General features: G+C 36.0%; 15 protein-coding genes. 5 read left to right on the top strand and 10 right to left on the bottom strand.

Annotated elements, in window-relative coordinates:
* Positions 1-214 precede the first annotated feature (214 nt).
* A complete protein-coding gene (locus DDF69_RS12770; protein ID WP_162800924.1) occupies positions 215-1,366 on the bottom strand; it encodes a hypothetical protein in 1,152 nt (383 codons plus the stop codon).
* 696 nt (positions 1,367-2,062) lie between these two features.
* Here DDF69_RS12770 and DDF69_RS22075 point away from each other — a divergent pair.
* Both DDF69_RS22075 and DDF69_RS12765 read left to right on the top strand, forming a co-directional pair.
* A complete protein-coding gene (locus tag DDF69_RS22075; protein ID WP_162800923.1) occupies positions 2,063-2,278 on the top strand; it encodes a hypothetical protein in 216 nt (71 codons plus the stop codon).
* 143 nt (positions 2,279-2,421) lie between these two features.
* Entirely contained in the window at positions 2,422-2,634 is a 213-nt protein-coding gene (locus DDF69_RS12765; protein WP_114821114.1) for a hypothetical protein, read from the top strand.
* Positions 2,635-3,102: 468 nt separating this feature from the next.
* Here DDF69_RS12765 and DDF69_RS12755 read toward each other — a convergent pair whose 3' ends face one another.
* From DDF69_RS12755 to DDF69_RS12730, 6 genes are all read right to left on the bottom strand, one after another.
* On the bottom strand, positions 3,103-3,540 hold the full coding sequence (locus tag DDF69_RS12755) for a DoxX family protein (RefSeq protein WP_114821112.1): 438 nt from the start codon (positions 3,538-3,540) through the stop codon (positions 3,103-3,105).
* 60 nt (positions 3,541-3,600) lie between these two features.
* The gene (locus DDF69_RS12750) at positions 3,601-4,341 is read right to left on the bottom strand and encodes a DUF2063 domain-containing protein (RefSeq protein ID WP_114821111.1); all 741 of its coding nucleotides are present in this window, start codon (positions 4,339-4,341) and stop codon (positions 3,601-3,603) included.
* Positions 4,331-5,167 carry a DUF692 domain-containing protein gene (locus DDF69_RS12745; protein ID WP_114821110.1) on the bottom strand — a complete coding sequence of 279 codons (837 nt, stop codon included), beginning with the start codon at positions 5,165-5,167 and terminating at the stop codon, positions 4,331-4,333. The genes DDF69_RS12750 and DDF69_RS12745 overlap by 11 nt, the downstream gene beginning before the upstream one ends.
* A 70-nt stretch (positions 5,168-5,237) precedes the next feature.
* Positions 5,238-5,543 carry a hypothetical protein gene (locus DDF69_RS12740; RefSeq protein ID WP_114821109.1) on the bottom strand — a complete coding sequence of 102 codons (306 nt, stop codon included), beginning with the start codon at positions 5,541-5,543 and terminating at the stop codon, positions 5,238-5,240.
* A 487-nt stretch (positions 5,544-6,030) separates the two neighbouring features.
* The gene (locus tag DDF69_RS12735; protein ID WP_228411986.1) at positions 6,031-6,645 is read right to left on the bottom strand and encodes a carbonic anhydrase family protein; all 615 of its coding nucleotides are present in this window, start codon (positions 6,643-6,645) and stop codon (positions 6,031-6,033) included.
* 139 nt (positions 6,646-6,784) lie between these two features.
* Positions 6,785-7,420 carry a peroxiredoxin gene (locus tag DDF69_RS12730; RefSeq protein WP_114821107.1) on the bottom strand — a complete coding sequence of 212 codons (636 nt, stop codon included), beginning with the start codon at positions 7,418-7,420 and terminating at the stop codon, positions 6,785-6,787.
* 580 nt (positions 7,421-8,000) lie between these two features.
* Between DDF69_RS12730 and DDF69_RS12725 the strand changes: the two genes are divergently transcribed.
* The 3 genes from DDF69_RS12725 to DDF69_RS12715 all read left to right on the top strand — a co-directional run bounded on the left by DDF69_RS12725 (position 8,001) and on the right by DDF69_RS12715 (position 10,649).
* Positions 8,001-9,218, top strand: a complete 1,218-nt coding sequence (locus DDF69_RS12725; RefSeq protein ID WP_114821106.1) for a hypothetical protein — start codon at positions 8,001-8,003, stop codon at positions 9,216-9,218.
* A 354-nt stretch (positions 9,219-9,572) separates the two neighbouring features.
* Entirely contained in the window at positions 9,573-10,025 is a 453-nt protein-coding gene (locus tag DDF69_RS12720; RefSeq protein ID WP_114821140.1) for a PA2169 family four-helix-bundle protein, read from the top strand.
* Between the two features lie 90 nt (positions 10,026-10,115).
* Complete coding sequence (locus tag DDF69_RS12715) at positions 10,116-10,649, top strand: type 1 glutamine amidotransferase domain-containing protein (protein ID WP_114821105.1); 534 nt, start codon at positions 10,116-10,118, stop codon at positions 10,647-10,649.
* A 296-nt stretch (positions 10,650-10,945) separates the two neighbouring features.
* Here the strand turns inward: DDF69_RS12715 and DDF69_RS12710 are convergent, their stop codons facing one another.
* The 3 genes from DDF69_RS12710 to DDF69_RS12700 all read right to left on the bottom strand — a co-directional run bounded on the left by DDF69_RS12710 (position 10,946) and on the right by DDF69_RS12700 (position 13,861).
* Positions 10,946-12,265, bottom strand: a complete 1,320-nt coding sequence (locus DDF69_RS12710; protein WP_114821104.1) for an aspartate kinase — start codon at positions 12,263-12,265, stop codon at positions 10,946-10,948.
* Between the two features lie 271 nt (positions 12,266-12,536).
* Positions 12,537-13,220: an MBL fold metallo-hydrolase gene (locus DDF69_RS12705; protein ID WP_114821103.1), complete on the bottom strand. Its 684-nt coding sequence runs from the start codon at positions 13,218-13,220 to the stop codon at positions 12,537-12,539.
* A gap of 53 nt (positions 13,221-13,273) precedes the next feature.
* Positions 13,274-13,861: a Crp/Fnr family transcriptional regulator gene (locus DDF69_RS12700; protein WP_114821139.1), complete on the bottom strand. Its 588-nt coding sequence runs from the start codon at positions 13,859-13,861 to the stop codon at positions 13,274-13,276.
* Positions 13,862-14,201 lie beyond the last annotated feature (340 nt).

The raw sequence follows: 14,201 nt of genomic DNA, 5'->3' as shown, positions 1-14,201 counted from the left end.
GAATACTAAAGGGCTTTAAAATTGCAAAACTTTTCAGACTTAGCAGCGACAGGTTTATCTCACAACTTCTGTCCATCCTGCTTTTTACTGTCCTGCTGTGAATCCTTTGAGTGTATAGCAAATTAATGATCATCTAGAAATACTATTTTTAAATCCAACAGTACCTTATCAATAAGTACCATTTTTGCTTGTGTTTTTATTGATTCAATATCTCTTAACGCATTTTTGGAGATCTTGGAGGAAGTGCAGGAGCTGACTCAACTTTACCTCTGGGAGGAATTGCAGGAGCCTGATTTGCTTTAGTTCTAGAAGGAACCGGAGGCGCTTGATCAACTTTACCTTTAGGAGGAAGTGCAGGAGCGTTAGGATCAACTTTAGGGGATCTAGGAGGGAGTGCAGGAGCAACCTGAATGTTATCCATTCCTTTTGAATGAGACGCCTGAGCTCTAACTCCCTGTTCTCTATTTCTTTGTGGTTGATTCTTAGTTTCAGTAAACATTGAAAGATTTCCTCTCATATTATTTTTATCGGTAGAGAATACATTTTCTTTATATTTATGTTTACTTGAGTGAAGCTCCCCTTTATTATCACGATATGCATACAACCCCTCTTCCTCTTCTGTGTTTTGATTTTCCACACTCTCACGTGGATTAACTTTCGCAGAAACAGACTCCTGTTTACCAGATTTCTTTTCAAGTGTATTTTCAATCTCTTTCTCAAGACTCTTCATTACTTTACCAATCCCATCAGGTGTTAAAATTCCAATATTAGTAGCCGGATTTCTGCTTTTGGTAAATACTTGAATATTTTCCTTACTGTCATCAACAAAAATATTATGAACAGTATGCAGCTCTTTATCTTTTAATCTTTGATTTTCTTCATATTTTTGTATTTCTGTATTCTTATCTTCAGCCATTTTAGTACGATTAGTATTAATGGGAACAGAAATTATTGAAATATCCTTTAAATGAGTTAAGCCATTCATTTCATATACTGCTTTAATCGCATTCGGAAACATAGAGGCCGTTAATACAACAACATCAACACCCTGACCTTTGCTTTTACCAGCTAATTCATTCAAACCCTCTGCATCAAAAAAATCAAATGTATGAGCTTTATATTTAGGATTATTCTTAGCCTTTAAGACATCGATCTTTGCGGAATCCGCTAAAGCCTCCTGAACTGCATGTTTAGATTCCTCTGAAAGAGGTCCTCTACCCATAAGCTCCTTCATTAACTGCTTTTTTGTTAATCCGGGAATGTCATGATCTTCGTACTCCCCTGTATATCTAATCATAGTATTATGAAGATGGCCATCGAATTGTGTGTTATCGAAGTCTAAAAAGACATTTGTTTTTGTTTTCATTTTTTGTACTGATTTTATTAATACTGATTTTTTGAAAATAGCTCCCCAATACATTTATTTTAAGCAGAACATCTGTTGCGCAACGTGTAATTAAAATCCGTTATTGTTTAACTATTAATCATTGGCAAAATTAGGAGGTGTTAGAATCCACTGAAAATTAATACCGTAAGAATAAACCGTTACGCCTGTAGTTTTTATTCGTGTTGATGAGCTGAAAAAAAATGACATTACCTTCAGCAGATACACTTAAGAGACCCTGTGTTTTTGTAGCTCACTACTCACCTCTAAAATATACAATCAATGATTCATGATGGATTTAAAAAGCTATTATAAGAAGATTACCTATTACATAAAATGTAATTAAAACGACCTATTTTTTAATTATTAATAATTTGCAAAATTAGGGGATCCGATAATTCGCAAGAAAATAAAACTGTAAGAATAAACAGGGAATCATGTAGTTTTTATTCGTGCTGATAAGTAAAAAATCATACTGTATCTCTGAGGTTATTATATTATTCGTCAGTAGTTTAATCTATGTACAAAACCACCCCATATATTTTCATCCCGGCAGTATAATAACTACAACTAATCACCTGTATTTCAAATATTTAATCAATAATTTTACCCACTATATAATAGACCATTGATCTTGAATAATATAACGATTCAAACTGGCTAAAAATAAAAGATACTATGAACGATTTACTTACTATTGCAATTGTAACTGCATCCGTTGTTCTCTTTTCCTATTTAATGACGAGTCTCAGAACCAATAACAATTTGCGGGAAAAACTATTACTTCAACCCAAACAAATGACAGCAATCAAAACGAAAGTATTGCATATTCTTTTTAAAAGGAACCTCAGGCATGGAAAAATTACTTTCAAACATCAAAACCACAGAAGATAAACCAACAGATCCGTTTCTTTGATAATCAGAAAAAATTATTGACTTAACCCTTCTTCGCGGGCTCAGTCTGACAACGCTTGAAAATGTTGATTGGTATTCAGATTGTCACCTGAGCCTGTCGAAGGGGGATCTATAATAAACCTTTGTTAACCATTGATCTCTCTTACGCTTCTCCCTATATAAAAGCGGAATTAGCCAGCCTGGGACCCTGGGGCAAAGGTGCCCATACAGAAAACGAAACTTTAGAAATTGAAGCTCTGACTATAGCAACACAACGGACAGCCTTATTCATCCTTAAGTATGTAAACTGCAGAAAGAAAGAAAGAAAGAAAGAAAGAAAGAAAGACAATAAATAATGTCATCCATGTAGTTTTATATCTACTGGCTTTTATCTTCAAATGATAACAATTTCCCTAAATTTACCATTATAAAAATCACTTATAAATATTTTTCTTCACACCAATAGTGCTTTGGGTTCAATAATCTGAAACAATTTTCAAAAAAAAATCTGTAACTGAACTAACCTTACCAGCAATGGTATGTTTTTTAGATGAGAGTGAACCCAAGCCCTATTAAAACTGATTTTTATATTTCTATAAATAACCTTTTTTCAGAGAATTACAAATCATATCGCCGTAAAAGATTATAAAAAAAGCAAGTGTAAGAACGCCTGCTTTTTTCATTTTATGATAATCTAACAAATAGTATGAATCTCTTCTGGTAATAGTTGCTTCGACAGGCTCAGCATGACAACGTCCAAAAATTTCAGTTGGTATACGGGTTGTCACCCTGAGCCTGCCGAAGGGGGATCTATAAGGATAGATTCAGTTTTTAATTCTGTTTAGTTTTAGAAATTGATCTAAGCTGCATTTTCCAGCTCCAAAAGATAAAAGAGTAAGGAGCATCATAATATAATACAATGGGATTTCCAAACCATTATCTCCCGCATCAAAACCATTACCCCAATGTACAGTAACAATTGCAACAATCATCGTGATGATCAAAGGAATTGAAATCCATCTGTTAAGCAGGCCTAAGGTTAACAGAATTGCTCCCAAAAGCTCTGTTCCTGTTGCTACATAAGCATTCAATACAGGTAAAGGAATGTTTATACTTTCAAACCACTCCGCAATACTGCCGATATCTTTCAACTTCATTATTGCCGGATTAAAAAAGCCATATGCCAGCACTAAACGTAAACCTAATAAAACAAAATCTTTTATTCTATAAGATCTATTAATTATTTCGTGTATTTTTTTCATTTTAATGTAATAATGTTAAGAAAAGACCATAACAATGATCCTTTATAAAAGTAAATCAGGCTATATCCGATATCCCAAAAAAATAGTATTCTGCAGTGCAAACTGTTCAAAATCCTGATATAATTTCACGATTTTTTCCCTGTCGTTATCATATCCGGCCAATAATTCTATGAAATCCTTTCTGCTAAAGCAGCCTTCATTGGCTTTTAAAATAATTTCCACAAAAGGATATGAGAGATCGTTGAACTGTATTTGTTTTGTATAATAGTCCCGATGTACAGAAACAAAATACTGACCTCTGTCTTCTTCTGTAATTTCTTTCCCATTTTTTAGGTGAATAGGATATTCTGTAGATAAAATCTTAATTTCCGGGTTAGGGATAATGCCATTTTCCTGTGATTTTTTTTCTCTGCCGAATTCATCAATGGGCCAATCCTCCATCATAAAAACTTCAATCTCCAGCCATTCATACTGTAGAAGAGTGACAAGAAAGGAAAACTTTTTCTTAAAAGGAAAACCATGTTGCTGATAATAGTCTGAAAATTCCTGCGGAAGCTTCCATACCTGAGGAGTCTGACATTGGTGATGTTCAAAAAAATGCGTTACCATTTTTTTCCATCTTCTTTTACCTATCAGTTCCCTTGTCATAGGAAATGCTCTTTTCAATGTGTCTTTTATCACATTATACACCAGTTTTCGGTAGTGAAATGTATGCTCCTGAATACTGGTTTGAGGTTCAAGTAAGCCGGTTCTGCAATACAAAGCAAGGTCTTTTTGAAGAGAAGATGTTTTATTGACCATATTCAGTATCCCAATGAAGTTCTAAGATTTCGTTTTTTAATAATTTCAGAGTATCAATTTCATATTGTAAGTTTTCCAGCTCCGGAATATTAAAATCCCTTTCCAGAAGGATAGGAATATCTTTGCCTGTTTTCTCTATAACCCATGCCAATAGGTTATATACAGGATCAATAATATCTTCTCCATGGGTATCTATAATTAAATGATCATTGACCTGATAATGGCCTGCCATATGAATGTATTTCACCTTATCCAGGGGCATCCTCTGGATAAATTTTTCAGCATCATACTTGAAATTAAAGGCATTAACATACACATTGTTTACATCCAGCAGCAATTCGCAGCCGGTTCTCCTGACAATTTCATTGATGAAATCTGACTCTGACATTTCAGCTTTTAAAACTGTATAATAGCTTCCGTTTTCCAAAATCAGTGGTCTTTTTAAAATATCCTGGACCTGAAGAATATTTTCAGAAACGCACTCTATTGCCTCCTGGGTGAAAGGGATCGGCAGCAAATCATACAAATGGGCATTATCCACTTTAGAAAAAGTAAGATGTTCGGAATACAATACAGCCTCAGTGTCTTCCAAAAACTGCTTTACCTGTTTCACAAAACCCTTATCTATTCCTTCGGGGCTGCCTACAGAGAGAGACAATCCATGACAGTAAAGTGGATATTTTTCCAGTACCTGCTTTAATTCCTTCTTCCAGTATCCTCCGATTCCCATCCAGTTTTCGGGTGCTACTTCCACAAAATCAGGTTGTAAAACATCTGTATTTAAAAATGTTTTCGAGAATTCTTTTCTATAACCAATTCCTACCATAATCTTTTATTTGCCGATGGTCCTTAAAAAATCAACAGACCTGTTATACAAGTCTGCCGATCCCAAAAAACTATTTCGTTGATGCTGTTTTTGTTTTTTGTGTTTTTTTAGCACCATTCTTAGTTTTTTTACCTCCACATTTTCCTTCCTTAGTTTTGGTTTCTGTTTTCTTACCTCCGCATTTCCCTTCCCCACATTTTCCTTCTGAAGTTTTTTTACCTCCGCACTTGGCTTCACCGCTTTTCTCCGCTTTATTTCCACAAGCAGCGTCAGAAGAATGTGTTTCCATTGATCTTACAGTCGCAAAAGCAGCGTTGGTTCCTAACGTAAACGCTCCCAAAGTAAGAGCTCCTAATAAAATTGATGGTTTTTTCATTATTTAAATTTTAAAAATTATGTAATATCATTGCTTCTTGTCATGTAATTATAAGCTTCATCATCAATTGTATTTGTATGATGTTATATGTAAATCTTTATTTCTGATCCACTTTAAATACTTACAATTATCTTCATGTATAAGGTAGAATTCATCTGTATTTTTACCGTCGGTAATCAGCATTTTTTTATCCTGGTATGAGAACCATAAAGGCAAATTCTCATTTTGTAAAAATATACCATTCAGCTATGTTCAAAAAAAATGTTCTGTAGATATAAGTTGTTGAGTCAACATAATACGACTACATGATTGTAGTTAATAAAGAATCACTGAGTAAATATTAAATTATTGTGAGACTGAAACTCAAGAAATAAAAAATCCGGAGAAAACAGTTCTCCAGATTTGGTATTGTTAATTTTATGTCAACTAATTTCAGGGAGAATTATTATATTGAAAATATCAATTCGAAACAAATTAACAGTCTGAACTATTTTACAAACTGTAATGCTCCATCGGTAAGCCTATGAAATGTTCCGACAATTTTGATCTTTCCATTATCCTCCATTTCCTTAAGGATCGGACTTTTCTTTCGTATATCACTGAGTACCAGTCTGACATTATTTTCAGAAACAAACTTTACAAACTCATTATTTTTTGAATTTTTCATTCCCGTAAAATCCAGACTAATATTCACTGCCGGTCTTATTTTATAAAGCGTCCCTGTAATATCACCCAACTGAGTATTGTCAATGGCTGCTTTTACAGCTCTGCAATGTTCATGTCCCATCACCATGACAAGTTTGGCACCTGTTACTACACAAGCAAACTCAATACTTCCCAATAAATCTTCATCTACAAAATTTCCGGCTACTCTTTCCACAAAAATATCTCCCAAACTCTGATCAAAAATATCCTCCACAGGAACATGGTTATCCAAACAGCTTATAACCACAGCTTTAGAAAACTGGCCAGGTACAGGCTTTCCTGTTTGTTTTGTATAATCTCTCATTCTTGCCACTCCATTCTGGAATCTTTTATTTCCTTCGATTAAATCTTTCAGAATCTCTTCACCGATTAATTTATGCTGCTGGTCTCTTGTCATAACATGAAAAGAATTATCTGATTGGCTTTCTCTATTTTCTGTTTTTTTACATAAAATTGTTAATCCACAAGCTAACAGCACTAATAAAATTTTTCCTTTCCCATTCATAACATCAGATGTGTTTTTTTATTTACTTTTATTATTTATCGGGCTGAGGCGTATACCTTAGATAAGATGTAATTTCTCTAACTCCTTTGGGAAATAATTTTATTGCATCCTCTGTAGAAATACTCGGAAGAATAATTACTTCATCACCAGCCTTCCAGTTGACAGGGGTTGCTATAGTACAGGTATCCACCAATTGTAAAGAATCCAGAACGCGTAGTATTTCATCGAAATTCCGGCCTGTAGATGCAGGGTAGGTAATAATTAAACGAACTTTTCTGTTCGGATCAACTATCAACAGGGAGCGGACGGTTGCTGTGGCGGACGCATTTGGATGGATAAAGTCATAAAGCTTTGAAATGACAAGATTATGATCAGCAATGATCGGAAACTGAACAGAAGTCATTTGTGTTTCATTAATATCTTTTATCCAGTTCTGATGATCCTCTACTCCATCAACACTTAATGCAATCACTTTAGTATTTCGTTTAGTAAATTCAGATTGCAACTTTGCCGTCATTCCCAACTCCGTAGTACACACAGGAGTAAAATCCGCAGGGTGAGAAAATAAAATCCCCCATGAATTCCCAAGATATTTATAGAAATCTATTGGACCAGCCGACGAATCAGCCTGAAAATCCGGTGCAGTATCACCTAATTTAATTGACATATTTTTTTATTTTAAAATTGTTATTATTTGATTGTTGCTGTCTATAGAATTGTATTCTTTGATCAACTTCAGCTTTTTTTTACTGACCTGCTTCTGGCATCTTATGTCAGAATAACAAGTCCCGAATTCTGCCAGATTAATTCTATCAGGAATATTATTAAGCCTTTTCGCTCATTCGCTTAGTTGTAAACAGACTATAATGCTCTTGAGAGAATTCTCACCTCTTATAGTTTGAGCTGCAGTTTAAATACTATTGTTTTGTTAACGGTTTTGAAAGCATATGCAAAACTATTTAAAAACCAGTACATTGAATAATTTGATTCGTAAACATTGCACTATAATGATGTAAATATTAATTGCAGGATTCAGCAAAATATTGAGGTATTCAATAGTAATAATTTTGTACTATAAAAAACCTAAAACACACCCCTAGAAACAAAAAGTGAAAAAAATAAATTCTATTGTTAACGAAGATGCTTTTTGTTAACAAAAGTTCACTAAAATGTGAGTGTATTATTTTTTTTAACCAAAAAATAATATTATATTTGACTGAACCACAAACACATAAAATAATACTTGCATGAAAACAAAATTTACACAATTGAGTATCATTCTTATTTCAGGAATTTCTTTTGCCCAAGTAGGAATCAACACCGCCACACCTAAAACAATAATGGATGTATCAGCTAAAAGAGACAATTCAGGGCTGATTACAGACAATGCACAAACTTACGGGTTGCAGGCTCCGAGGCTTACAAGGGCTGAGCTCACCGTAAATACAGCGACCTATAATAGTGATCAGAGAGGGGCTTTAATTTACATTACTGATGTTACCGGTGGAGATAATGCAGGACAGCGTGTAAATATCAATTCCATGGGTTACTATTACTTTGACGGATCGGTATGGCAAAAGCTATTGGAAGCTGGCAATACAATTGCTCCCGCCATTACTGCATTACAGTGTAACTCTGCTTACCTTAATCCTTCAACTTATACTGCGGGTACACCCTTCAATGGTAACCTAAGAGTTACCTATAGCCAGGGAAACGGAGGGAGCTATAGCGCAGGAACTCCATTTACAGTGAACGGGTTAACCTTCCAGCTTAGACCGGGAACGCTTGAATTTGGAGATGGGGAATTGGTCTTTTCTGTTTCCGGAACTCCTACCAATGATAATAATATGACTCTTCCTATCAACACTGCTGCAGTTCCTTTCTTAACAGCAGCACAAAACTGTACGGCTACAGTAGGAAACAGCAGTCGCGCTGATATTACACCTGTTGCCGTGATGGGCTACCCTTCTTTAACAACCGATGCCAACGGAAAACAAGCCTATACACTAGCGCTCCCTACCCCAGATGGTAAATATTCTATCAGGGTCATATTTGACACCACAAGTGGGACCACTGCTGCAGTTCCTAATGTTCAATTATATAATAATACAGGGGCTACGGTTAATCTGTACTGGAATTATAATACCGAATATGGCGGTTATATTGGTGGTGCTGTAACGACAACCAATATTACGTCAGGAGTATGGGGAGGTATGGCAGATGCAACAGCTAACTGGTTCCCTCAGGGCACAGGAGCAGTAGGAAATGCTTATTGGGGAAATATTGGGATTATAGACGGCTCCGGTGGAGGACCTGAACACAGAAGATATACCTGGATAGACAGTAACCCTACTTCAAAAACGGCGTATACCGCAACGATTATGGTAGGTGCACCTACTACAGGGAGTGCTCAGCCTAATCTCTCAAAAATATTTATAAAGCTGGAACAGGTGAAAGCACAATAATCAATTATGTATTCATCTGCAAAGATAAATGTGCTGAACATCTTTTGAGTTTTTCTGTATTGAATAATTCCACTCAAACGGCACCAATGAAACAAGAGGCTGTATTGAAAGTTTTTATACTTTGATACAGCTTCTTTCTTATTACTTAAAACGACAAATTATTCCTTAGATAAGTAATGATCACCATGCGTGTCTTATTCTTTTTACTCCGATCGGTTTGATATGCCTGTGATACTCCGGTTTTCCAGATCAATCTATAATTTTAAGATTTCTTTAAGTACCACATCTCACGAAAAAGCCTGTTTAAGGCATAATGCTTGTAAAGTTTATACTACCATCTTAAAAATATACAGTATGAACAACGAACAAACAGTTTCAGTATTAAATGATTTACTGAACATTACAAATGACAGAATTCAGGGATTTTCTAAAGTAGAAGACAAGGTATGGGAACAATATCCTTTGCTAAGGAAAGACTATGACACCATGGTATCGCAGTCAAGGATAATGAAAAATCAACTTACAGATCTGATCGTGCAAAGAGGAGGTACGCCGGATCAGTCGGGATCTGCAGCAGGAGCCATACACAGAGCCTGGATTGATGTGAAAAACTCTTTTGCAGGAGATACAGCCGGCTCTACACTTGGAAATGTAGTATATGGTGAGAACGCTGCTATTGATGCGTATCAGGATGCCCTTGATAGTGGTGACTTATGTCCTGAAAGTTCCCGTGTGGTTCTTGATCAGCTTCATCAGCTAAAAGCTTCCCATGATAAATTTCAGAATCTTGAGGATCTGAAGAGCTGATAAATATCTGCTTCCTGAAACTTTCAAAGGATCATCAGCTGGTATGCTAAAATTTTATCAGCTGTTTTTTAACATCAAAAAAAAAGAATTATGTCAAAGAAAATTGCAATACTGGCTACTCACGGCTTTGAAGAGAGTGAGTTAAGCTCCCCTAAACAATATCTTGAAGAGCAAGGTTGGACCACACACATTATAAGCCCGGAAAGTGGCAGCATTAAGGCCTGGGCAGAAAAAGAATGGGGAAAAGAGTACCCTGTAGATAGAAATTTAAATCAGGCCAATGCTTCAGATTATGATGCATTGGTATTACCGGGTGGAGTTATCAATCCTGATCAGTTGCGAACCAATGAACAGGCAATTTCTTTTGTGAAAGATTTCTTTACCGGGCATAAGCCTGTAGGAGCTATCTGCCACGGACCTCAGGTTCTTATCAATGCAGGAGTTGTACAGGGAAGGAACCTAACCTCCGTTCACTCTATCAGTCAGGATTTAAAAAATGCGGGGGCTCACTGGGAAGACCGTGAAGTTGTTGTAGATTCCGGGCTTGTAACAAGCAGAACGCCTGAGGACCTTCCCGCTTTCAATGCGAAACTGGTAGAAGAAATCAACGAAGGAAAGCATTGATATAGGATAGTATATTAAGCAAAACATAACGGGAAAGGATGCCATAGTGCATCCTTTTTCATTTGTTTCTTTATGTATGCATAAAAAAGCCTCCCGTGTCAATAGGGAGGCAAAAGTTCAAAATGAATTATTAGTAAAGTGATGTGGTGTTAAATAAGTCTTCTCTTAAAAACCTGCTTTAACACTAACAATGCCTATGCCATATACATCACCGTTTAAAGAAATCTAAATTTTTGTGGTACATTTTAGTATCACTCATCAGAATAACCCTTTATTTTTTTCTGGCCAGCTTATTTCTAAAATAATCTGTTATGCAAAGACCTTAAAGCTTCTACTTTAAAAACAGACGGAACCAGTAATGAAATATTATTCTCACTTCCACCATAGGAAATCATTCGGATGGGAATATGCTTTACTGCTTCTGAGACAATGGTCGCATAGCCGTGATTATTTTTTCTGAAGTCTCCCACAATGCATACAATAGACTGTTCACCGTCTATTTCAACTGCCGAGAAGGTATTTAATTCTCTTACAATCTCAGAAAGGTTATCCGTTTGGTCGATGGTAAGCGAAACAGCTACTTCAGAAGTAGTAATCATGTCTATAGGAGTCTTGTACCTTTCAAAAACTTCAAAAACCCTTCTCAAAAATCCATACGCCATCAGCATACGGGAAGATTGAATACGGATTGCCGTAATACCATCCTTGGCAGCAATGGCTACAATCTGGTTCTGATTGGTGATTTCTCCTGAAATCAATGTTCCCGCAGCAGAGGGATTCATTGTATCCAATAATCTTACAGGAACATTATATTTTCTCGCAGGAAAAACACTTTGAGGGTGCAGAATTTTTGCTCCAAAATAAGATAATTCTGCTGCTTCATCAAAACTCAGTCGGGCTATAGATTTTGTATTCTGGACGTATCTGGGGTCATTATTATGAAATCCATCAATATCAGTCCAGATCTGAATCTCTTCTGTCTGCAATGCTGCTCCTAATAATGAGGCGGTGTAATCTGAACCTCCCCTTTGCAGATTATCGATTTCGCCCTGGGCATTTCTGCATATATACCCCTGAGTAATAAATAAGGTTTCTTCCTGGTATTTTGCAATTTCAAGACCTGCCTGCTTTCTTATTTCGTCAATGTTGGGTTCCTTATCCTCATCAATGACCATAAAATCCAATGCTGATAATAATACAGAAGATACTTCTTTTTCCTTTAAATATAAATGAAACAGCGTTGTTGAAATAATCTCACCTTGTGCAAGTATGATACGTTCGGCACTGGAATTGAAATTTTTATGTTTAAACTGATAAAAAAGATCAAAAATTTTGTCAATAAAAGCTAATGCTTCCAGAAGCCCTTTCTCTGTTTTAAACAATTCATTTACAAATTTTATATATTTCTGATGGAGTACATCAATATGCTTATAAGCGGCTTCAACATCTTTACTTTCATATAACTCTGATAATTTCACCAAATCATTTGTGGTACCGGAAACAGCTGATAAAACAACCAGGTGTTTATCCGATTCCTGAGATCTGATAATTGGTAATAACTGTTCAATTCGTTCCGGACTTCCTACCGAAGTTCCACCAAATTTCAATACTTTCATAATAAATTAAATTGTTAAATTTTTATCAAAAAAAAAGAGCCTGTCGTGATGACAAGCTCCTCGTTTATTTAATTTCTAACCCACAGGAAAATGACTCACGACGTTGGACGTAAGTACTGTTTCTTTCCCTTTTTTAAGTTAGACAATATCATTTTCTTTTTTTGCTGTGCAAATATACAGCTTTTTGACAATCTTTATTAGAAAGCATCATTAAATTTTAAAAAAATTGGATAAAAGCAATAAAACGCCTTACATTACAATCGTTTTATCCTTAACGAGCGTTACTGCATTGAGCCGCAAACTGCTCAAATTTCCTGTCTGTGTTGAACATCACCGGTCCGTGACCAAAGCAAATAATAGCAGGGTTTAGTTCTGCTAACTTCTGTAACGATTCAATATTACGATTCCGATCGGAAGTAAATAGGCTGGGCGGAAGCCGCAGACCCGTTGCTGTAGTGAGAAGGTTCATATTGGTAGCCGCATCTCCGATGATCAGTACACCATCCTGCTCACGAAATAAAGAGATATGACCCGCTGAATGTCCGGGGGTTTCTATTACTCTAAAGTTTCCGATTCTATCATTTTCAATAATGGTCCGTTCAACTTGATGTCCCTGCCCTGCCCAGTATTTTTGCTGTAACTTTGCTACCCAATGCTGCGGAGCTGGATAATCGTGGGTTACCAAACCTGTTTCGGTTCTAAAAACTTCCCCGGGATGGCAGAGTAAGGGTAATGCAAATTCAGCACATATCTGGTCACTACAACCCTGATGGTCTGCATGCGCATGAGTGAGTACATGTTGATAAACGGGAATTTTCTGAATGACCTTCTTTACAGTGGTGTATGAATTCCGTATACCGGAATCTACCAGCACCCCTTCAATAATATAGCAGTTGATACTGTTTCTCGGCATCAGTGAAATCTGAAATACTTCCGGAGCAATTTTACGTAGCATATTTTTTTGTGTAAAGCTACATTACTCATCAGGACAATATAAGGACATTTGTCCTATACTATATTGTGGCTGTGTAGTTGTCTTTTCGCCCTTGTAAGCGATCGCTGGGTGATGCCCAGGTAGGATGCCAGGTCCTGTGTTGCAACTCTCCGAACAAGCATGGGCTCGTTAGAAAGAACATGTTGATATTTATCCACAGCAGATCTGTTATTATAATTCAGCAGATAACGTTCCTTTTGGCTATACTCTTTTTCCATCAGCGATTTTATAACGTTATTCCAGGCGGGTATCCGGGTAAGCAGATTCTGGAAATCCTGGAAATTTATCCGATGGATTACGCTGTTTTCTATCGTCCTGATGCTCCTTATGGAATTTTCCTGTTTTACAAATTCCTGAAATGAGGTAATAAATTCATTTTCAAATTTGAAACAGGTTACATTTTCATTGCCTTCCTTGTCAAGAACATATGCTTTTACAGCACCTGTGGCAATAAATCCGATATAACGGCAGGATTCGTTCTCACGAATAAAAAAATCATTTTTTTTTAAGTCAGTTGGTTTGAAAAACTGCACAGAAAAGTGGATTTCCTCCGCTGATAGTTCTCCTGTTGAGGATAGGTAATTTTCAAACAAATCGCTCATTGCTCTATTTTGTACTTTTATTTTCTTCTTAACTTTATATGGACGATATACCAAATCCAATATTCAAAACTAATAATTATTATTTACTCAAAAAAGACTAATGCACTTTTCGCTTTATTTTCAGTTTATCCAGAGACCTTTAGATTGTTTGTAAATGATAAACTTTCCAGCTACAGACAGTTTGTAGCAGCACTGTAATTTCTTTCTATAGCTATTGGGAAAACTATTGTTATCCCATAGCAGACCATTTTTTAGAACGTAGACTCCGACCACACACCCATAGGGTTTAAAGCTGAAAAACAAAACGTTACGCTAATCCGTATACATAATGTATACCATG

This window comes from Chryseobacterium sp. KLBC 52 (assembly GCF_003347605.1).
Taxonomy (GTDB): Bacteria; Bacteroidota; Bacteroidia; order Flavobacteriales; family Weeksellaceae; genus Chryseobacterium.
The sequence above is the reverse complement of the archived record's forward strand: the minus strand, read 5'-3'. Positions and strand labels throughout refer to the sequence as shown.

Coding starts and splice junctions, on each gene's coding strand:
- DDF69_RS12770 (WP_162800924.1), bottom strand. CDS start 1,366: ATGAAAACAAAAACAAATGTCTTTTTAGACTTCGATAACACACAATTC.
- DDF69_RS22075 (WP_162800923.1), top strand. CDS start 2,063: ATGAACGATTTACTTACTATTGCAATTGTAACTGCATCCGTTGTTCTC.
- DDF69_RS12755 (WP_114821112.1), bottom strand. CDS start 3,540: ATGAAAAAAATACACGAAATAATTAATAGATCTTATAGAATAAAAGAT.
- DDF69_RS12750 (WP_114821111.1), bottom strand. CDS start 4,341: ATGGTCAATAAAACATCTTCTCTTCAAAAAGACCTTGCTTTGTATTGC.
- DDF69_RS12745 (WP_114821110.1), bottom strand. CDS start 5,167: ATGGTAGGAATTGGTTATAGAAAAGAATTCTCGAAAACATTTTTAAAT.
- DDF69_RS12740 (WP_114821109.1), bottom strand. CDS start 5,543: ATGAAAAAACCATCAATTTTATTAGGAGCTCTTACTTTGGGAGCGTTT.
- DDF69_RS12735 (WP_228411986.1), bottom strand. CDS start 6,645: ATGACAAGAGACCAGCAGCATAAATTAATCGGTGAAGAGATTCTGAAA.
- DDF69_RS12730 (WP_114821107.1), bottom strand. CDS start 7,420: ATGTCAATTAAATTAGGTGATACTGCACCGGATTTTCAGGCTGATTCG.
- DDF69_RS12725 (WP_114821106.1), top strand. CDS start 8,001: ATGAAAACAAAATTTACACAATTGAGTATCATTCTTATTTCAGGAATT.
- DDF69_RS12720 (WP_114821140.1), top strand. CDS start 9,573: ATGAACAACGAACAAACAGTTTCAGTATTAAATGATTTACTGAACATT.
- DDF69_RS12715 (WP_114821105.1), top strand. CDS start 10,116: ATGTCAAAGAAAATTGCAATACTGGCTACTCACGGCTTTGAAGAGAGT.
- DDF69_RS12710 (WP_114821104.1), bottom strand. CDS start 12,265: ATGAAAGTATTGAAATTTGGTGGAACTTCGGTAGGAAGTCCGGAACGA.
- DDF69_RS12705 (WP_114821103.1), bottom strand. CDS start 13,220: ATGCTACGTAAAATTGCTCCGGAAGTATTTCAGATTTCACTGATGCCG.
- DDF69_RS12700 (WP_114821139.1), bottom strand. CDS start 13,861: ATGAGCGATTTGTTTGAAAATTACCTATCCTCAACAGGAGAACTATCA.